23 protein-coding genes are annotated in these 19,424 nt (G+C 33.3%); 7 read left to right on the plus strand and 16 right to left on the minus strand.

Annotated elements, in window-relative coordinates:
* Positions 1 to 4: 4 nt before the first annotated feature.
* Entirely contained in the window at positions 5 to 1,891 is a 1,887-nt protein-coding gene (locus AAGU07_RS15160) for a glycoside hydrolase family 15 protein (protein WP_342459929.1), read from the plus strand.
* A 78-nt stretch (positions 1,892 to 1,969) separates the two neighbouring features.
* Here AAGU07_RS15160 and AAGU07_RS15165 read toward each other — a convergent pair whose 3' ends face one another.
* The 6 genes from AAGU07_RS15165 to AAGU07_RS15190 all read right to left on the minus strand — a co-directional run bounded on the left by AAGU07_RS15165 (position 1,970) and on the right by AAGU07_RS15190 (position 5,461).
* On the minus strand, positions 1,970 to 2,239 hold the full coding sequence (locus AAGU07_RS15165; protein WP_048082905.1) for an elongation factor 1-beta: 270 nt from the start codon (positions 2,237 to 2,239) through the stop codon (positions 1,970 to 1,972).
* Between the two features lie 98 nt (positions 2,240 to 2,337).
* Positions 2,338 to 2,499 carry a zinc finger domain-containing protein gene (locus AAGU07_RS15170; protein WP_048082906.1) on the minus strand — a complete coding sequence of 54 codons (162 nt, stop codon included), beginning with the start codon at positions 2,497 to 2,499 and terminating at the stop codon, positions 2,338 to 2,340.
* 31 nt (positions 2,500 to 2,530) lie between these two features.
* Positions 2,531 to 3,193 carry a delta 1-pyrroline-5-carboxylate synthetase gene (locus tag AAGU07_RS15175; RefSeq protein WP_342459930.1) on the minus strand — a complete coding sequence of 221 codons (663 nt, stop codon included), beginning with the start codon at positions 3,191 to 3,193 and terminating at the stop codon, positions 2,531 to 2,533.
* Between the two features lie 237 nt (positions 3,194 to 3,430).
* The gene (gene pth2 / locus AAGU07_RS15180; RefSeq protein ID WP_048082908.1) at positions 3,431 to 3,769 is read right to left on the minus strand and encodes an aminoacyl-tRNA hydrolase; all 339 of its coding nucleotides are present in this window, start codon (positions 3,767 to 3,769) and stop codon (positions 3,431 to 3,433) included.
* Between the two features lie 247 nt (positions 3,770 to 4,016).
* Positions 4,017 to 4,523: a PsbP-related protein gene (locus AAGU07_RS15185; RefSeq protein WP_342459931.1), complete on the minus strand. Its 507-nt coding sequence runs from the start codon at positions 4,521 to 4,523 to the stop codon at positions 4,017 to 4,019.
* Positions 4,524 to 4,933: 410 nt separating this feature from the next.
* Positions 4,934 to 5,461: a PsbP-related protein gene (locus AAGU07_RS15190; protein ID WP_342459932.1), complete on the minus strand. Its 528-nt coding sequence runs from the start codon at positions 5,459 to 5,461 to the stop codon at positions 4,934 to 4,936.
* Positions 5,462 to 5,847: 386 nt separating this feature from the next.
* On the opposite strand from AAGU07_RS15190, the gene AAGU07_RS15195 reads away from it, so the two are divergent.
* Both AAGU07_RS15195 and AAGU07_RS15200 read left to right on the plus strand, forming a co-directional pair.
* Positions 5,848 to 6,162, plus strand: coding sequence for a hypothetical protein (locus AAGU07_RS15195; RefSeq protein WP_342459933.1), 315 nt, complete (start codon positions 5,848 to 5,850; stop codon positions 6,160 to 6,162).
* Positions 6,163 to 6,169: 7 nt separating this feature from the next.
* On the plus strand, positions 6,170 to 6,604 hold the full coding sequence (locus AAGU07_RS15200; protein ID WP_342459934.1) for a hypothetical protein: 435 nt from the start codon (positions 6,170 to 6,172) through the stop codon (positions 6,602 to 6,604).
* Between the two features lie 12 nt (positions 6,605 to 6,616).
* On the opposite strand, the gene AAGU07_RS15205 is transcribed toward AAGU07_RS15200, so the two are convergent.
* The 3 genes from AAGU07_RS15205 to AAGU07_RS15215 all read right to left on the minus strand — a co-directional run bounded on the left by AAGU07_RS15205 (position 6,617) and on the right by AAGU07_RS15215 (position 9,070).
* On the minus strand, positions 6,617 to 7,072 hold the full coding sequence (locus AAGU07_RS15205; RefSeq protein WP_342459935.1) for a response regulator: 456 nt from the start codon (positions 7,070 to 7,072) through the stop codon (positions 6,617 to 6,619).
* A 363-nt stretch (positions 7,073 to 7,435) separates the two neighbouring features.
* Positions 7,436 to 8,050 (minus strand): hypothetical protein, encoded by a 615-nt coding sequence (locus AAGU07_RS15210; protein ID WP_342459936.1) that lies wholly within the window; start codon positions 8,048 to 8,050, stop codon positions 7,436 to 7,438.
* Between the two features lie 300 nt (positions 8,051 to 8,350).
* A complete protein-coding gene (locus tag AAGU07_RS15215; RefSeq protein ID WP_245837576.1) occupies positions 8,351 to 9,070 on the minus strand; it encodes an isoprenylcysteine carboxylmethyltransferase family protein in 720 nt (239 codons plus the stop codon).
* 381 nt (positions 9,071 to 9,451) lie between these two features.
* On the opposite strand from AAGU07_RS15215, the gene AAGU07_RS15220 reads away from it, so the two are divergent.
* Entirely contained in the window at positions 9,452 to 10,264 is an 813-nt protein-coding gene (locus tag AAGU07_RS15220) for a class I SAM-dependent methyltransferase (protein WP_342459937.1), read from the plus strand.
* Positions 10,265 to 10,308: 44 nt separating this feature from the next.
* Here AAGU07_RS15220 and AAGU07_RS15225 read toward each other — a convergent pair whose 3' ends face one another.
* The 5 genes from AAGU07_RS15225 to ercA form a co-directional block, all read right to left on the minus strand.
* The gene (locus tag AAGU07_RS15225; protein ID WP_342459938.1) at positions 10,309 to 11,010 is read right to left on the minus strand and encodes an isoprenylcysteine carboxylmethyltransferase family protein; all 702 of its coding nucleotides are present in this window, start codon (positions 11,008 to 11,010) and stop codon (positions 10,309 to 10,311) included.
* Between the two features lie 189 nt (positions 11,011 to 11,199).
* The gene (locus AAGU07_RS15230; protein ID WP_342459939.1) at positions 11,200 to 12,411 is read right to left on the minus strand and encodes a YcaO-related McrA-glycine thioamidation protein; all 1,212 of its coding nucleotides are present in this window, start codon (positions 12,409 to 12,411) and stop codon (positions 11,200 to 11,202) included.
* A gap of 103 nt (positions 12,412 to 12,514) precedes the next feature.
* On the minus strand, positions 12,515 to 13,117 hold the full coding sequence (locus AAGU07_RS15235) for a site-2 protease family protein (protein ID WP_342459940.1): 603 nt from the start codon (positions 13,115 to 13,117) through the stop codon (positions 12,515 to 12,517).
* 132 nt (positions 13,118 to 13,249) lie between these two features.
* Positions 13,250 to 14,755 carry a PAS domain S-box protein gene (locus AAGU07_RS15240; RefSeq protein ID WP_342459941.1) on the minus strand — a complete coding sequence of 502 codons (1,506 nt, stop codon included), beginning with the start codon at positions 14,753 to 14,755 and terminating at the stop codon, positions 13,250 to 13,252.
* Between the two features lie 309 nt (positions 14,756 to 15,064).
* Positions 15,065 to 16,228 (minus strand): alcohol dehydrogenase-like regulatory protein ErcA, encoded by a 1,164-nt coding sequence (gene ercA, locus AAGU07_RS15245; RefSeq protein WP_342459942.1) that lies wholly within the window; start codon positions 16,226 to 16,228, stop codon positions 15,065 to 15,067.
* Positions 16,229 to 16,550: 322 nt separating this feature from the next.
* Between ercA and AAGU07_RS15250 the strand changes: the two genes are divergently transcribed.
* Both AAGU07_RS15250 and AAGU07_RS15255 read left to right on the plus strand, forming a co-directional pair.
* On the plus strand, positions 16,551 to 17,003 hold the full coding sequence (locus AAGU07_RS15250; protein WP_342459943.1) for an HIT family protein: 453 nt from the start codon (positions 16,551 to 16,553) through the stop codon (positions 17,001 to 17,003).
* A gap of 98 nt (positions 17,004 to 17,101) precedes the next feature.
* Positions 17,102 to 18,097 carry an aminopeptidase P family protein gene (locus AAGU07_RS15255; RefSeq protein WP_342459944.1) on the plus strand — a complete coding sequence of 332 codons (996 nt, stop codon included), beginning with the start codon at positions 17,102 to 17,104 and terminating at the stop codon, positions 18,095 to 18,097.
* 98 nt (positions 18,098 to 18,195) lie between these two features.
* On the opposite strand, the gene AAGU07_RS15260 is transcribed toward AAGU07_RS15255, so the two are convergent.
* A complete protein-coding gene (locus AAGU07_RS15260; RefSeq protein ID WP_342459945.1) occupies positions 18,196 to 18,699 on the minus strand; it encodes a tetratricopeptide repeat protein in 504 nt (167 codons plus the stop codon).
* A gap of 242 nt (positions 18,700 to 18,941) precedes the next feature.
* Here AAGU07_RS15260 and AAGU07_RS15265 point away from each other — a divergent pair, with 242 nt between their 5' ends.
* Positions 18,942 to 19,115 carry a hypothetical protein gene (locus AAGU07_RS15265; RefSeq protein ID WP_342459946.1) on the plus strand — a complete coding sequence of 58 codons (174 nt, stop codon included), beginning with the start codon at positions 18,942 to 18,944 and terminating at the stop codon, positions 19,113 to 19,115.
* Between the two features lie 105 nt (positions 19,116 to 19,220).
* Here the strand turns inward: AAGU07_RS15265 and AAGU07_RS15270 are convergent, their stop codons facing one another.
* Positions 19,221 to 19,361, minus strand: a complete 141-nt coding sequence (locus AAGU07_RS15270) for a hypothetical protein (RefSeq protein WP_342459947.1) — start codon at positions 19,359 to 19,361, stop codon at positions 19,221 to 19,223.
* Between the last annotated feature and the right edge of the window lie 63 nt (positions 19,362 to 19,424).

Below are 19,424 nucleotides of genomic sequence, written 5' to 3' on the forward strand. Positions count from 1 at the left end.
TATTATGGAAAATAAATTCAAAGATATTGAAAATTACGGCATTATAGGAAACCTGGAAACATGCGCCCTTATTGGTAGTGATGGATCTATAGATTGGATGTGTCTCCCCTACCTGGAATCACCTTCAATCTTTGCAGCAATTTTAGATAACAAGCGAGGAGGGCATTTTGCTATTCAGCCTGTTTCAAAATTCAGCTCATTTCAGGCTTATATTAAAGAAACCAATATCCTTCAAACCACATTCAATACCCCCTTTGGAATGGTTACAATAACTGATTTTATGCCCGTCAATCTTTATGACGGGACTAAACACCATAGAACTCTTTATCGGAAAGTTAAGTGCATTGAAGGGCATATACGGCTTGAATTAAGTTTCAAGCCACGCTTTAATTATGCCAAAGATGTCCCTGATTTCAAGTTAATAGAAGGAGGAGCAATATGCAGTTTTGAGGATAATGAGTTATTTTTAAATACAGTTGTTCCACTCAAAATCAAAGAGGATGAAATAACAAGCCAGTTTAACATGAGAAAGGACATGGAAATATGGTTTGTTCTCCAATATAACCAGCAGGATCATTATTCTCCAGAGTATCCTCCAGATTATAATAAGTTTAATGAAAAATTAGATGCCCTGCAGGAATACTGGCAAAACTGGACTTACAAATGCCACAAAATCTGCATCCTTGAAGATATCTGGCATGATATCATTGCTCGCTCTGGTTTAGTACTTAAATTACTTGCAAATCCAGAGAGCGGGGCAATTGCGGCTGCTGCAACAACATCTCTTCCCGAATGTACAGGAGGAGTAAGGAATTGGGATTACCGCTATGCATGGATTAGAGATTCAGCATATACTATACAGGCGCTTTTCCACCTTGAACATGTACAGGAATCCCAGGATTACATGAGATGGATTAACAGCATTATAAAACAGGGCACTCGTCCTTCAGATATCCACATAATGTACCCACTTCATAAAGATGAGGCTATTGAAGAACAGATGCTGGAATATCTTTCAGGTTACAAACAATCAAGCCCGGTTAGGATAGGAAATGCGGCCGTTAATCAAAAACAGCTCGATATTTATGGGGAACTAATAAATGCCATTTATGATACCACCCGTTATGGGAAGGATATTTCAGATAAAACATGGGAATTTATAAAAAATTTTGTTGACTATATCTGCGAAGTCTGGAACACTAAAGACCGAGGGATATGGGAAATAAGGGGTGAACCCCGCCATTATGTGCATTCAAAACTTATGTGCTGGGTAGCTGTTGATCGAGGGATTAAAATAGCAAAATTTAAGAAGACTGAGACTTCCTGCAACTGGGAAGAAACAAAAAATGAGATAGAAACTGCAATACTGGAAAAAGGTTTTAATAAAGAATTAAACAGTTTTGTTCAATCCTTTGATTCGGATGCCATCGATGCAACAACCCTGCTCATTCCAAGAATGGGGCTGCTGCCCTATGACGATCCACGGGTTCAGGGCACCATTGAAGCTGTCATGAAAAATTTAATGACTGAAAAAGGTCTTGTCTACCGCTACAAAAATGAAGACGGGCTTCCCGGAGCTGAAGGCTGCTTTTTAATTTGTTCTTTTTGGCTTGTGGATTCTCTTGCCCTTTCTGGAAGGTTAGATGAAGCAATAAGTATATTTGTTAACGTGCTCCAGTTAATGAGCCCTTTAGGCCTTTTGGCTGAAGAAATAGATCCCAAAACAGGTAAATTGCTCGGAAATTTCCCTCAAGCATTCAGCCATATAGGTCTAGTTAACAGCGCATTATATATAGGAATAGCCAGAGGTAGGAAACATAAAGGGCCTAAACCTCAAGGATTCAAACACAGCGTGCCGTATAAAAAGGAAAAATTCAAAATAAAGAAATAGAATCAATGTTCAATAATGAATTAGAAATTTAGAATTAAAACAAATTGTAACCTAAATAAAAAAATAGAGAGATTAAAATTACATTAATCTTCTAGTATCAGTAACTTCTATACTGTTAACTCCGCTTAGTTTAGCGAGGTTTTCTTCAACCTTTTCAGTTCCCCCTTCCTGGTCTTCTACAATGACCATAACGTTGAGGGCTACAAGACCAAATGCAATTGGTTCTTCGTCTATTTTATGAAGTTCTGCGCCTTCAGGAATTGATGTTTGAATATCTGATTTCAGTTGTTCTAAATCAATTTCAGGACTTTCTGGCATTAATTTTATTGTTGCTACTACTTCTCCCATTTAAATCACCAATATAAAATTTTGATTGGTTGTCAAAATAAGTTATCTTAATCAACCAATTAAAAATAGTTTAATTCATGTATTAATCTATAAAATACTTAAGGACCTGTAAATCCACATTTGCAGGTATAAAGGTGCCCAAATGTTCGGCACTTCTGACATCTGTAGAGTACTTCGTCACATTCTGGACATTTGAATTTTACACATGTTTCTACAGGGGATATTTCTTGTTTACAAGATACACATTCTGCTTTTGCCATTTAATTAACCTCCGATAATCTTAATTTTGGATTAAAAAACCTCTGGTTTCTTTTCACCACGAATAAACGTGCATTTAGAATTCTTACCTTCAATTAGAGAAATAGCTCTCTTGGGAAACTTTCCATTAACAACATAACAGTCTAAGTTATATTCAAGTAAAAGCTCAGGTAAGTTTACATCAACTGATGTTTCACTAAAATTCAGTAGTTTTTTTGCATTTATACTTCTTAAAAGTTTCGCACCATCTGTAGATGGATCGACATCATATATACCATCTACATTTGTTACTATTAATATTTTGCTTTTGAGGAGCCATGCTATATAAACTGATATGGAATCAGATGTTACATTCCAAGAGTGCTCAAGCGGATCAAGATACTCAAATAATCGTGAAGGCAGTAATATGGGAAGTCTCCCATCAGATATAACCTTCTTCGCATCTCTAATAGAATAAACTGCTTCTGAACCCTCTACCTTATCTGCAACAAGCATTCCAAGAATGTCCATGCATAAAATAGCAGTTTTATGGGCAGCTGTATCTGAGAATTTAATATCTACATCGTATTCCCTTAGTTTATTTGCAAGATCGCCTCCGCCGCAGATGACAATTGTATTTTTGCCAACAAGTGCTTTACAAAATTCTATGGCATCATCTGGAAATAAACTTCCACCCACTTTAACTACCCATTCCATGTAATCACACTCTATAACTTAAAGTTGAGGAAATACACAGTATTTCCGAATTTTCGAAAATCTACGATTTTCGATACCGTAGGAAATATAATTTCCTCGGCCCCGAAACTTTCAGTTTCGAGGGCCCCGAACATTCCATGTTCGAGGGCATTAAAATTTTATTAGTAAATAAAATTTTAAAGTTGAGAAAAACCAATGGTTTTTCGAACCTTAAATCTGTCAAATTCTTTGACAGATTTAAAGCAGTTTCAAATCATGAGTTATTTTATCTATCTTTTCATCATCATCAGGGCCAATTCCAAGACAGGTCACTGTACCGCTTGGCAGTTCAGTTCTTCCAGCATCCTGAACAAGATAATAAGGGACATCAGAGCGCTTTACTATTTCATATATTTCATAAAGTTCCTTTAAGTCTTTAACTTTAACTACAACTTTCTTTTCGCCCCCTAATTCCCATTTCATAATTTTTCTTTTATCCGCCCTCTTGAAGGCACCTAAACTTGCATGACATGATTGGGCTGCAATTTTTCCTTTACCCATCTTTAAATCTGTTCTTATAACCATGACCTGTTTCATATTTTCACCGAATTCAAAAATAAGAATTTTTATGTAATTTAGTTATGATCCAATAAAATTGATATATTATATGTTTAATGTGATATAGAATAAAAGTCTTTTTGAAATTTGGATATTAACTTAAAAATAAAAGAAACCCTACAGAAATTCAATGAATTTCTGTGGCCGAGAATCGATAGATTCGCCGGCCTCAAACACCAAGGTGTTTGGGGCCCCGAAAATCATAGATTTTCGAGGGAAAGAAAAATTACTGTACTTTAAAACTGTCCAGTATCATATCATAATTGGTTTGCTGGCTATCAAAATCTCCGGGTGGTGAATTGAAAACAATGTAATAAACCTTATTATTTTTCTTAAAAAGAGTCATGACCTGTTTAGTATCATTTCCATTGAAAATTATTTGATGAGCCTTTACACCGTTTACCGTTGTTGTATTCTCGGATAAAATAGTATAACCCATTTTTTTAATACTTGCTTTGTTTAAATTTACAAAATCAGTCAATGATTGAGACGAAGAAGGAGTACTTTGTATCAAAACACCTGTCTGTCCACTATCATCACTAACAGCTACAATTGCAGTAGCAGAACCACTTGTGAGATTAATTTGATCAGATGATAATTCATTCCAGGCACCAGGATAATTAAAATAAATACCACTTAAATTATACGTCTTGTTTTGAGTTTCAGATGTACAACCGGATGCAAAAATCACAATGGCCAAAATAGATATTACTAAAATCGCATATTTTCTCATTGAATCCCCCATTTCATTTATAAAAATCGTTATTATTCATATCTATTTATATACTTAACTTTAAAATGCATTATGATGTATTAAAGTATCATATAAGATTATACCGATATTATACTATTTTAAACAGGGAATATAAAAAATCCAGAAGTTATTAGCTATCTAAACTACATTTAAAAGATATTACCTGGAATATGAAATTCAAAAAGAAAGTTAAGATTTACTTACTAAAAAATCTCATATAGATTAAAATCCCAAGGATTAAGTCAGAAATCCATAAAATATAATTATTTAAAAAAGATCTTTTGAATTTTAAAAGTCATGATACCTAATTTAAAAAAATATTTAGTTTACTACAAAGTTTTATTTATAAATGAATCATAATAACGAATGTTAAAAAGAGAAAAAATGGATTATTGAACCTTGAAAGAATTTATTACTATGTTAAAGTTTGATTGTTGGCCATCAAAGTCACCAATTAATGCCCCACAGAGTATAACGTATGCATTACCGTTTTTTTCAAGCCAAACAACTCTTTCTTCCTTTAAAACCCCATTTACCATAATTTTGTGGACGTTTTCATAACCAGTCAAACCATTTACTTTAATAGTTTTATTAGAAATAGTTTGAAAGGTTGAATCCTGAGCATATTTGGCATATGTATCATCATAAAACTGTTTTAATGTAAAGTTAGAAGATACTGGTACTTTTTGAACGATTACAAGTGTATTTACATTGTTTGTTGGTTTATCTGCTGAATCTGGATCTCCAACTCCCACAAGCGCGTCCTGCGTCTTAATATTTGAAATTTCCTGCCAGTTACTGGAGTAATTAAAAGATATTCCATTAAAATTATAGGTATTATTACCCTGACTTACGCAACCCGAAGAAAAAACTACAACTGCCAAAACTGCCGTTAGAAGAACTGCATATTTTTTCATTAAATCCCCCATATTAATTATATAAGTATGCATTTACTCCAACTGCATATAAACCTATTTTAAACCATTTAAATTGTATTAAAATAGAAAATAGTGATGTGATCATCATTTAAGCTAATATGATGCATTTAAAATTAGAGCTAATTCGCCTATTTTATAGCATGATAGATAAACAAATATTTTTAATGTTCATATTTTTGCTTAAAAATTGAATAATAATTCTATTACGTCTCTAATTTTTATTAAAATCTCTAACAGCAAACATATTTCCCAAAAAGCATAAAAATATTAGTAAAAATTCAAATAGAGTTAATTTATTGTTATAAAAGTACCATATTATGCATTAAAATAAAAGTTTATACCGGTTTTTTAACATATATATTATAATGTCATATGAATTCGTTCCAGTTTCACTTATAATCATAATTTTGTATGCAATATCCTACTTGTTATATAAAGAAGATGTAATTACAGAGACGGTGCACGCCAAAATATGGAATATAGCAATTTTTATAATAGGTTTAATTTTGGCTGTAATTGGGCTCTTAATCAGCATATTTGCAGAATATGGTATGAGCATCGCTGTAAACGCTCTCCTCGTTTTTTGGCATGTAGAAATTGGCATAGTTCTATTTATAATAGCCCTGTTCCACATTTATCTTCACAGGGACAGGTTTAAAAAAATCACTCTGAGGACATAGTGATACAATGAAAAAAATGTTGATAATTTTACTCATAATTGCTTTTTTAACTCCAGCGGCAGCTTATGCTCAAAATAGTGATCAGTCAAGTGGTCAAGGAGACGTCAGCGGCGGCGAAGCCTATAATCCAGACTACAATGTTTTACCGATAGCATTAGCACTAATTATGCTATATCTAATAAGTTACTTATTATATGACAGTAAGATTTTAAGAAAAGTCAGGTACAAGCAAATGTGGAGCATTGTACTTGTTGGAAGCATGTTAATTTCAGGAATCACAGGGATAATACTGGTACTTATAACCGATTACGGGGTGCGGTTTAACCTCAATTTCAATTTACTTTTCTGGCATGTAGAAACAGGTATAATAATGGCCATTGTATTATTCTTCCACATCCATATTCACTGGAACAAGTTTAAAAGAATTTTAAAGGCCACTTAATATTATAAAAATCTAAATCTTTGGTAGTTCTGCCATGTTAAACCAGAAACTTTTAATTGAATTCATTGTATTTGCAAATTCATCAAAATCAAGAGGTTTAGTGATGTAACAGTTTGCATGATTGTTATAACACTCATTTATGTCTTCTTCTGCCGTTGAAGTTGTAAGAATTACCACAGGTATTCTCTTTAGTTCATCATCATTTTTAATTTCTTTTAAAACCTCACGGCCGCTCATTTTCGGTAAATTTAGGTCTAAAATTACAAATGTAGATTCACACTCCCCATTATATTTACAGTTTAAATACAGAAATTCCATGGCCTCTTTTCCATCACGTACAATATGCAAAACTGCATTTATACTAATTTCCTTTAAAAATTCTTCTATTAATCGGGCGTCTGCAATATTATCCTCAACTAATAAAACAGAGAGTGAACTAATAGATTTAGAGTCCAAATTATCCGTCATTTTATTACCTATTACCCTTTATAATAAAACCCACAATAGAACTGAACTATATTATTATTAATTTAATAATATTTAAACTTACTTAAAAATCTTTGAATTTTATATATAAATTTTTTAATGTTTATTAAGCACTTAACACCTTTTTTATAAGTACAAATATACTAAAAACCCCTATTTTACTTAATTTTGTAATTGATGAATTCTTAAATCCCCAAATTGTTAATTATGTCCCATATAATCAAAAAAAACAATAAAATAAATTTAGAATGTACTAATTTGAACAAAATTAAAATCATTAATTATATGCATGGTATATCCAACTAAAAAAAAATAAATAGATGTATAATCCTCGTTAAAACAAAATCACATCTTGGTAACGTTAATTTTTATTCCCATATCTTGAATTCTACCAGGTAACTGACCCATACCGTTAGTACTTCCATTTAGGCGCGTTATTTCGTGTTCAATATAGATCCTATCTGTTTTATTTGATATGAAGATACCTATCTGAAATGACTTGCCTACACCTTTAAATCCATTTATACTAGGTATATAATAATATTCCCAAGATCCATCAGCTGAATGAGCATTATTTAATTTAATTACAGGCACTATTTCAGGATAGTATCTTTTAGTCATTGAAGGAACTGTATACAACCATATATCCTTATTTTCAGGGATGTTTTCAAATGAACCATATATTACAAACTGTGAATTCACAGACGATCCTGTATCAGGGTTAATAACGTTTACTTCTACTTTATTTAGTTCTTCAATATTTAAAAATCCAAATCCAATAGAACATACCAGTATAATCCCAATAATAGCCAGATACACCCCTTGATCCTTCCATGTATCTTTTATAAACATTATACTGCATATAGCAATGGAAATTACCAAGATCATCATGAAATAGGAGAACTGTACCGATTGATCAAAACCATTTAAAATTCTTACATAAAAAGTGACGATGATCACTAGAAGAATTACCATCATGGATATAAACAATCTCGTAACATTTACAGATTTTTTAAAATCATTTTTAGTTTCTGTGGACTCGTTTCTAGATGAAATAAAATCCCCACTTAAACTGTGTATCCATCCTATAAGGTATCACTTTTTATTCCCATATATGCAGTTATTCTCAATTTTCATCTATATTTTTAGTATTTATTAGCAACAAACAAAAAATTTAAGTATTAATCTCAAAACATGCCACTCAAAATAAGTTTATAAATTAAGTACCTACAGATTTAATTAAAAAAAATAATTTGAGACTTACCATAAAAATGGAATAAGCCTGCTTTTTACTTTATTCTGGTAGTCAGAGTATCCTTCCAGATCTTCAACCAGCATCTTTTCTTCCCCAACGATCCTCACTGCAATGATGAAAAGCATCACCACGCCAAGTATAAGTCCATATTTAGAACCTAAAAGAAGGGGGGTCCCTATAAAGAACAGTACATCTCCTAAATACAGAGGATGCCTTACAAATCCATAAACTCCAGTTGAAACAACCTTCTGCTTCCGTTCTGTTTGTATCCTGACTAGAGGTGATAAGAAAGTGTTGTCTGTATACGCCCTGTATGAGAAAAAGAATGATATTAAAAGTAAGATTCCGCCAACAACCTGCAGCCATACTGGAAAGTTAGTAGTCCATGCAAATCTTTGAGCATCCAGGGGCATGATTAAGAACCATGTTATAAAGATCGCTCCAATTATGTACATGAGATATCTATCCCACCCTTTCTGATTGCCTGTTCCCGGTTTCATAGATCTTTCTTTAAGTAATTCTGGGTCTTTGCTGCGTAAATAAATATTCCTTGCCAGTGTAAGTCCAATAAACCACAGAGCAAAGATCCAGCCTCCAATCCAGAACCAGTTCCCTGAAAGGAAAAGAATAAATGCGAACCATATACAAAGAGAAATAGTTTGCGTTATAATTTCTTTTTTTCCGTCATCCACTGTAAAGTCCTCATAATTCTTTTCAGTATCCACTAAAACGTCTCCATATAACTTTTATAACCTTTTATTCAAATTTTCAGACTATCAATTTTTAATACTCATTATAGTATTTATTAATACATCATTAAATATTTTTTCATAAGTTAATAAACACACCTGTGATTATAGAAATGGATATATAAAAGCAGAATTCGTTTAGCAGTTTTTAAGTTTAATAAATACTCATTTAATAAATAAAATTGAATAAAATTATTTTTAGGAAAAAATAGCCCCTAAAACTCATATTACATTATTTTAGCAGCTGCAAAATATTACGTGATAATTAAAAAAATTTGCAGGCCTATATAACAAATTTTATATACTTTTCTAAGAAAATTTCAATTAATTGTAAATAACATTTTTGAGAGTTATTACATGGATAAAATCACTTTAACCGAAGAAAAAGAAACTTTACTTATCCCACTATTTGGGAAAGCAAAGGAAAGCAGGAAAAAACATCCTATACTTGTTGACAAAAAAGCAGTTGAAATTGTAAATCAAATAGATTATAATTTCAAATCACTCAAAATTCCTGAAAAGACAAACACGATGATGTGTTTAAGGGCAAAACTCATTGATAACTTCGTTAAAGATTTTCTCTCAAATAATGATGAAAACGCCGCTCTGCATCTAGGTTGTGGACTTGACAGCAGGTACAACAGAATCAAAAATAACAATGTTGACTGGTACGATGTTGATTTTAAAGATGTTATTGATATCCGCAGGCATTTTTACAAAGAATCCCATAATTACCATTTAATTGCTTCTTCTGTTACTGAACATGAATGGTTAGAAAAAATACCTGCAGGTAAAAAACATTATATAATTATAGCTGAAGGCCTGTTGATGTACCTTAAAGAAAACGAAATTAAGACACTGCTTACTGACATTAAAAACAGAATTGGCAGTTATACCTTAATTTTTGACGCATTTAACACTTATACAGCAAAAAAAGTAAAAAATCAGCCGTCAATAAAAAAAACCGGCGCAGTAATTCATTGGGGCATTGATGATCCCAAAGAACTTACCAGTTGGGGAGCAGGGATCCAGTTCATTGAAGAACAGTATTTCACATCAAATGATGAAGTCAAAAATTTAGATAGTCTAACAAGGACCATGTATAAACTGGCAAATTTATTTTCAATGGCTAAAAAAGCACATAGATTGTTAATTTATAGAATTAACTAATAATTATAACTAATTTTTAGGTCTAAACATTCATTTCTTATTTATCACCAGATGAACGGAATCAACCGATATTTAACTCTTTTCATATACTCCCCATAACCCTCTAATTCTCCAATTAACGCTTTTTCTTCTCCAACTATCATTACCACAATAAAAATTGCCATTAATATACCAAGCAAAAGCCCATATTTAGAGCCCAAAAGCAAAGGCGCCCCTATCAAATATAATATTCCCCCAAGGTACATAGGATGCCTTACAAATCCATAAACTCCCGTTGAAACAACTTTCTGCTTCCGTTCGGTTTGTATTCTAACTTCAGCCGATGCATATGGATTATCAGCCAAAGCCCGAAATGTAAAGTAAAACCCAATTAATAATAAGATTCCCCCAATAACCTCCAGCCACAAGGGGAAGTTAATGGTCCATAAATATCTTTTAGCATCTAAAGGCATGATTACAAACCAGATCATAAACAGGATTAAAAATATAAAAAGCCAGTATTTATCCCATCCCTTTTCTCCGCCTGTTCCAGGCTTTCTAAGTCTTTCAAGGAGTAATCCTGGGTCTTTAAAATATAGATAAATAACAGTTGAAAAACCCAGTACAATATACCATATATTAAAAAGCCATCCTTGAATCCAGAACCAGTCTCCAGCAAGAATAAGAAACAGTGCTGGAAGTAAAAGAATCCAAATAACTGAAAAGATCATTTGACCTGTACTGATCTTATTGTTTTGGGCTGCCATCTAAACCTACCATTCAAATTAAAAATAAGTACAACAGTTTACTATTAAGTAATATAAACTAAATATTTTTTCATATATCCCGCCGATGATAAATAAAAAATGAGGAAATTTTAGATAAAAAATCCTTTAAATTTTTATAATAAGAAATTTTAAAGCATAAAATAAGAAATAAAGTTGGCAAATGCTGTTTTAATTGGCTTTTGCCCTTTGCCTGAGCCTCTTTCCAACACGTGTGGTATCAATAGAATAAACTTCTAAACCTGGAATTATAACCCTTACAACAGGAATTTCAATCTCTTCCCGGGTAAGATCCACAAATAAAACATCCTTAAACCCTACTTTTTCTAAAAGTTTCATGGATGTTTCAATATCTTCCTTGAAAGATTTTCCAGCATGGTTTTTGATCTCACTCAAATCAATGACTTCTTCAGATTCACCGAACCAGTGCTTATTCATCCGCTTCATCCGCTCGTAGCCGGCTTTTCTCATGAAAACTGCCCTAGTGGTATCTTCTCTTGTACCGTGAATCTGGGTGGCGCGGCTCTGGGCCACTTCAGTCAACGCCCTCATAGCTGCTATTTCAGGGTCTAAATGGGTTCCAACACCAAGTGTGAGTAATGCAGGGTCTTTTAAAACAGTGTCATCTGAAACTGCCGCGATTGTGGCCGCTTCAATATCCGATGTTAAATTTACAAGCTTAACATCGACCCCCTCTTTTTTGAATTTGTCAAGGAGTTCCTTGATAAGCGGATTTTCAATGGATTCAAAGTCTATTTCAACCGCTTTTTTTCGTTTAGTTTCAAATATGCTCCATGCGTCCCGTTCAATAACTTCCATCATACCATGAAATATAGCTTCTTCTACCCTATTTCCAGATGCAAGCCCATTTGTATTTGATTTAAATAGGCTGGTGTCATTTGAAGTGACATACGGGTGAAATACAGAATTAGCCGGCACCAGATATTCTTTATCGTTCCTTATATTTACTGACTTTACCCAGTTTAATTCTTTTTCCTGCATATCAAAGGGCAAATTTGGAAGTATAAGTGATTCAGGATCCATGCATCCATCCATTTCTCCAAAACATGCTGAAATTAAATTATTTTTTATGTCATCTTCTGAGAGCTCTGCAGAATACCTCTCAAAAGCTTCCATCATGGCTGATGCTTTAGCCTGGTCTTTTGTAGCTCCTTTTCCGGCGTAGATACTTACAGCACCCTCTGCAGCTGACGGCCTTATTGCAGAATAAACAGGTATCCCAATTCTATCAAGGTGAGTTATTTCAGCCACCCTTGTTACCCCTGCAGCTTTTAATTTACCTTTTACCCAGTTTATAGTTTCTTCTGGAGGCATTGCCCGGTGTGTACATCCGAAATATGTTACTGGAACTTCTTTAAACATAGCATCACTTGTAAATAGTTCATATTCAAAATTTTATTTTATCTAAAATTCATTAAGTGTTTCTTATCTTGAAATATTTGCTGTTTTAAATATTAAAAATTATTTAAAGCATGCTGAAGATATGGACACCAAATAATGAATAGGCCAGCAGTATTAACGCCAGTACCATTGAAGCTATCCATATTAAAGGGTTCCACCTGAAAATTTTAGCTCCGTCAAGTACAACAAGGGGTATCAAATTGAAAACTGCTAAAAAGCTGTTTATTGTAGCTCCCAGAACAGCCAGACCTAAAAGATTATATTGTGCAGCTAAAGGCATGGCCATTAAAAACAGTACTGCAAGTATTATATTAGTAGCAGGTCCTGCAAGGGATATTACACCATTTTCTGCTTTTTTAATATTATATCCGTGGATATAGACTGCCCCCGGCGCTGCAAATACAAATCCAAAGTATGATGTAATTAAAGCTAGGATTAAACCCTGGAACCACATTTTATATTCTGCCCAGTAGCCGTATCTTATAGCAGTGAATTTATGAGCTAATTCATGTAGCACAAATCCAAACCCAACTACAACCACCATATACCCAAAGTTAGCGATTGTAGCGTCTAGATCGCGCCCATTTATTATGTAATCAAATGCAAGTGATATGACAAGCAGTGAAATTATAATATCTCTGATCTCTCTTGCTGTGAATTTTACCATATTTACTGAATGTAATTTAATATATAAAATACTTTCTACCGCGTCCAAAATTTAATATTTTTACCTTAAATTAAAAATAACGTTTAAATCCTTAAAAAATAGAGACAATATCACCTTAATTAAAATATTTGCTTAAATCCTTTCTTTATACGCCAATTTTGTAAACTCTATTTTAAAAGAAGTTCCCCCACATTTATCAAGTGTGATAACACCATTAATCTGGCTAACTAAAATATTGACCAACCTTAACCCCAGTGTTTCTGTATTATTGAAATTTAAGCCTTCAGGGAACCCAACACCATCATCGCTGATGATAAGTACACATTTTCCCTGATCTAACTGAAGATCTACACTGATTTTGCCTTTTCTACCATTAGGGAAAGCATATTTTAAGCTGTTGGATATGAGCTCGTTTATAATTAACCCGCATGGAATTGAGGTGTCAATATCAAATAGAACACCTTCAAAATTTATGGAAAGTTTTACAGCACTTTGATCAATGGAGTATGAGCGGAACAGGTGAAAAGTTAGACTCCTTATGTATTCTGCAAAGTCTATCTTTGTCAGATCCTCAGATTGATACAATTTTTCATGGATAAGTGCCATTGATTTAATACGATTTTGACTTTCCTTAAATACACCCAGAGCATTTTCATCTTCAATATATCTTGATTGGAGGTTCAAAAGAGAACTTATTATCTGCAGGTTATTTTTAACCCTGTGGTGGATTTCCTTTAAAAGTACCTCTTTTTCATTTAAGGATTGTTTAATCTGTTTTTCATAGGTTTTACGCTTCGTAATATTATGCAAAATTACCTGAATTGAAGTGTTACCCCTGTTTTTCCTTAACAGCGAAATATGAGCCTCCATCCAGCAAATTTGACCATTTCTATCAATTACCTTAAACTCAAAGGGTTCAACAAATTCTCCATTCATTAATTCATGGCCAATCTCCATAAAATCTCTAATATCTTCTTCAAACAGCACCCCCAATTTCAAAATGGATTTACCGATAAGCTCGTCCTTAGATAGATTAATAAATGATTTAGTTGATTTGTTGATATCAATAATTTCCCCATCAGGAGTTATAAGTATAATAAAGTCTGGAGAATATTCAAATAATGCCCTATATTTCTCTTCACTCTGCATTAGTGCTCTTTCAGCTTCCATACGTTCAGTTATATCCCTGGCAACCATCACCGCGTAAAAATTATTCCCAAATTCAACCAGGCTTATGCTGATTTCTGCAGGTATTTCCACCATGCTGCTTTTTAAAAACGTTGCAATAACGTTTCTCCTATCTGAGGCTCCCCTATTTTTCATTAAATCAGAAAATATTTTTTCCATCTGATTTACTTCCCAGGGGATTATAAAATCATTTATGGACATATTAAGTAGTTCACTTTGAGTATATCCGAGCTGATCCAGTGCAGATTTATTTACATCAGCAATTAAACATGAAGGCATTTCCAAAAGGAAAATAGCATCGTTGCTTTGATCTAAAAGAGCTTTAAAACGTTTTAATTCAGCTATTTGTTGTTGAAGTTCAGGGTAGTAACTTTTATGAACTGAACGTTCTCCAAGGCCAATTATTTTCTCACGCAGTGAATCCCAATTATCAGAAGCATCAGAGGGCATTTACATATCTCCACTATTTAAAGAATTAATTTCTGCATGTTTAATCATCGAATCAAAGTACATTTACACATCTTCCTTACTTAAAAAGTTAATTTCTGCATGTTTAATCATCGAATCAAAGTACATTTACACATCTTCCTTACTTAAAAAGTTAATTCTAATATTTAATCATGAATTTAATGCGCTTCAATTAATTTAAGAGTCTAATCCCAATTAAAATGCATTTACACATCTCCCCTACTTAAAGAGTTAATTTTAATAATATTTAATCGGGATTCATGGTATTTAACATATATTCAATCATTCAAATTAAAGTGCATTTTTAAATATCTCCACCATATCTTCCTGATCTGGCCTACGGGGGTTAGTTACAATACATGAATCTTCCATTGCATTTTTTGAAAGTTGCGGAATATCGCTTTCTTTGACTCCTATTTGTCTAAGTGTATGATCAATCCCAATCGATTCTTTTAAATGCTTTAATTTATGTATAACTGCTGTTTTTTTCTCGATTTTAGTCATTCTGCTGAAATTAATTCCCATCATCTCACCTATATGCTGATACCTCAGGGGTTCTGCATCAAAATTAAAATCAACAACATGGTCTAAAAGAACTGCATTGCATTCTCCATGAGACAAATCTAAAAAACCACCTAAACTATGTGCCATCGCATGGACAGCTCCCAGACTCGCATTTGAAAATGCCAGTCCTGCTTCCAAACTCCCAAGCATCATATTTCCACGCAGCCCAAGATCATTAGGATTGTGAATTATTTTTGCTAAACTTGACCATATAAGGCGTATTGCATTTAAAGCATGGGTATCGGTAAGTGGAGAACTTGCATTGGAAACATAAGCTTCAATAGCATGAGTTAACGCATCTAAACCCGTACAAGCTGTCAAATAGTTATCCATAGTCGTTGTGGTGATTGGATCAATCAAAGCAACATCTGGAACTACTGCTTTACTGATAATTGATATCTTTACTTTTCTTTTTTGATCCATAATTACTGCAAACTGTGAAACATCTGCTGATGACCCTGCAGTGGTGGGTATACAAATTAAAGGAGGTATGGGGTTATGAACTTTATCCACACCTTCAAATTCAAGTATGTTTTTATTATTAGAACTTACAATTCCAATGCCTTTAGCACAATCTAAGGTACTACCGCCACCTAATGCAACTATAGCATTGCATTCTTCATTTTTATACAATTTGGATCCTTTTATTACATCTTTTTCCTTTGAATTAGGCGTTACATCTTTATAAATTTCATATGGAAGTCCTTCACTTTCTAAAACATGTAGTATTTCATCCAGCCATCCTGCATTGATAATTCCAGGATCTGAAACTATCAAAACCTTCTGGGCTCCGAAGTTTTTAGCGTATCTGCCAGCTAAAAGTCGAGCATCTAAACCAAATACCAGTTCCGGAGCAACAAATTTTCGAAGTTCCATATTTTGAATATCCATAATCTGCCTCTTTTAGCTTGATAATTACTTTAAATCCCTTAAGCTGCCTAAACAAACCATCAAATTAATCAATGCTTAAATAATCATTATTCTCTATAATTTTCTGTATTTTTTCACATATTTAAAAATTACACATTACAGGCCACAATTTATTAATAAATAGGATTATTTTAGCTATAAATTATAAAAAACAGCAGTTAATACTATAATAACGTCCAGACAGTCCATATTCCTATAATTAAAAGGGAAGAATTTAAATAAATATAAAGAGATAATTATTAATCTACATAAATTATTTTTAATGTTTAAAAAGGGTATAAAAATGGAAGTTAAATGTGAATACTGTCAAATACCTGGTGCTTATGGAAATTTAATTTATGAAACAGAACACTGGATGATTTTCCTTGCTCCAAGCCAGAGATTCCTTGGAACAGGAGTAGTTGTGCTTAAAAGACAATGTAATAAATTAAGCGACCTGGAAAGTGATGAATGGGATGAATTTAGGGAAATTGTAGAAAAATTAGAGACCACTTTAACCAAAACATTCACTCCTACACTTTTTAACTGGAGCTGCTTCATGAATAAAGCATACAGGGAGGATCCACCCAGCCCTGAAATTCACTGGCACTTCATACCTCGTTATGCCCACAATGTGGAATTTGAAGGTATAACTTTTGAAGACCCGGATTTTGGATATATTCCCCAGCCGATAGAAAGGAAAATACCTGAAGATATCATGGCAAAGCTTATGGACGCAATTAAAGGAAACTTATAAATTTAAAAATTAACTCAGTTTCTGGAACCACGAAAATAAAGTCTGCGTAAGGAATATATAAATTCCAAACCAAAAAACAACATTTTTGAGGAAAAATCATGAAAATAATTGACCAGATGCAGAAAGAAAACATAGATACACTACTCATATTAAACCCCAATAATATAAACTATTTAGCCAGATTCATGCCATCGGCAGCGTCAATTTTGGTGGTAAAAGATGAGCCTGTACTTTTAACCAACCAGATGGACATGGAAGATGCCCTCTTAAATTCAAAAATCCCTGTTGAAGAGCTTAAACCACTAAAAGAACTTAAAAAATCATTAAATGGCGTCATTGGGCTTGAAAGCTCCATGAACATTCAGACATTTGAGAGGCTGAAAAAAAACGCTGCATTTGAAACAAAAATCACAGGTATTGTTGAGCAAATGAGAAGCGTGAAAACAAGTGAAGAACTGAAAAACATTGAAAAAGCACTTGAAATTGCTGAGAAGGCATTTAAAAGTACTGAATTTGATGACAGTAAAACCGAGAACGAAATTGGGGCCGAGATAGAATATAATATGAGGCTTAACGGTGCCAAAAAAGCTTCTTTTGATACCATCGTCGCGTCGGGGAAACGTTCTTCACTTCCACATGCCGATGTGTCCATGAATAAACTGGAAAGACCCATAGTAATCGATTGGGGCGCCCTTTACAACAATTACTGTTCAGATACCACAAGAACAATTATAGAAACTGAACGACATGAGGAAATATTTGACATAGTGCTTGAAGCCCAGAAAAGTGCAATTGCTGTCATAAAACCCGGCGTAAAAGCTTGTGAAGTAGATAAAGCTGCAAGAGACGTGATTACAGAGTACGGCTACGGCGAATCATTTATACACTCAACCGGCCACAGTGTAGGGCTTGAAGTGCACGAAAGCCCGTCTTTATCTAAACGCGACGAGACAGTGATTGAAAAAGGTATGGTCCTAACTGTAGAGCCTGGTATTTACCTGAAAGATGACTTCGGCGTGAGAATTGAGGACATGGTATACGTGACAAATAAGGGGCATGTTTTAAACAAGATTGATGCCAAAATAAATGTTTAAAACCAAATAATGCATTACGAAAAAATGAAATCATGATATGATCATGATTTGATTATTATTTTTATATTCTAATTTTTGAATAAATCAATGATTTTATATTAGTTGATAATCTCTTCAACTTCTTTTTTTGCTTCTTTTGCAGGTTCAAAGTCAGGGTTTAATTCAAGGGATCTATTATAACACTGTAACGCTTCACCGTACTGGTGGAGCTGCTGGTTAGTCTTACCTTTGTAATAGTATACTTCTTCTGCTGTGAAAACAGTACTTCCTGACGTTTTCTTAATGAGCCATTTATTCAAATCCACTTTCTGCTTTTTATCCTCAAATTTACGTGCAAATATGTAAGCGAAAAGATAACCTGCTAAAAATATTATGAATAAAACAAACAGCCAGATATAACGAAAGTGGGACTGGAGAAGCATTGGTATAAATGCAATAATTACAACAATTCCACCCAATACTTGCAAGTAAAAAAACCTGTTATTTAAAGCTTTAATTGCTTTTTGATAGTGATCCTCTTTAATTTGATGTCCGCAGTAGTAACATCTCGTTGATTTTGCACTTATCTTATTTTTACAGTTAGGACAGTATATCCAACCCATTTCATCATCCCTTAATTTGAATCTCTTAATTTTATGATGATAGTAACTAAAATTAAGTATTATATACATAAAGTAGTGATTTAATGTTTTATCTTCTTTGAGATAAATGTGGCGGATACTATGAACTCCAACCTGCTAGTCCCCTGAAGAAGTCATTAATAAATGTGAACGCAGAGGAGTGCTAGAGGAGCGTTTGAAATAAACCATGAAATTAAATACAATTTCGGCAAATATAAGAAAATATGAAAAAGGTTAAACCAACAGCTATGAATATAGCATCAGTCGTGATCTTTGCTATTATCCTATTTGCCGTAGATCTCCTGTTCCTCAGGCATTTATTCTGGGAAAGGCTGTTTGTTAATATCGGAATTTTTCTGGTGTATCTGGTCATATTTTTTAAATTCATAAACAAATGAGATGCCATAAATTCCATATTTTTAAAATAAAAAAAAGCAGTTCCCCTTAAAAACTATTACTGCAGATATTTAATTTTTCAAGTCCAATAATTTCCATTATTTTCCTTAAATAACGGTCCCTTCGTTTATGTGCCGTTTTTTGCAGTTTGGACAGTCCCAGTATTTGTCGTCGCTGTCTTCCATTTCGATTACATCTGCAACGCCTTTATAATCGCAGTTATCACATACCGCCAATTTTTTAACCATACCAATTTCCCCAAACATGTTTTTTTATGACTCAATTCAATTAATACTTTAGGACTTTATTTT

This window comes from Methanobacterium sp. (assembly GCF_038562635.1).
Classification (GTDB): domain Archaea; phylum Methanobacteriota; class Methanobacteria; order Methanobacteriales; family Methanobacteriaceae; genus Methanobacterium_D.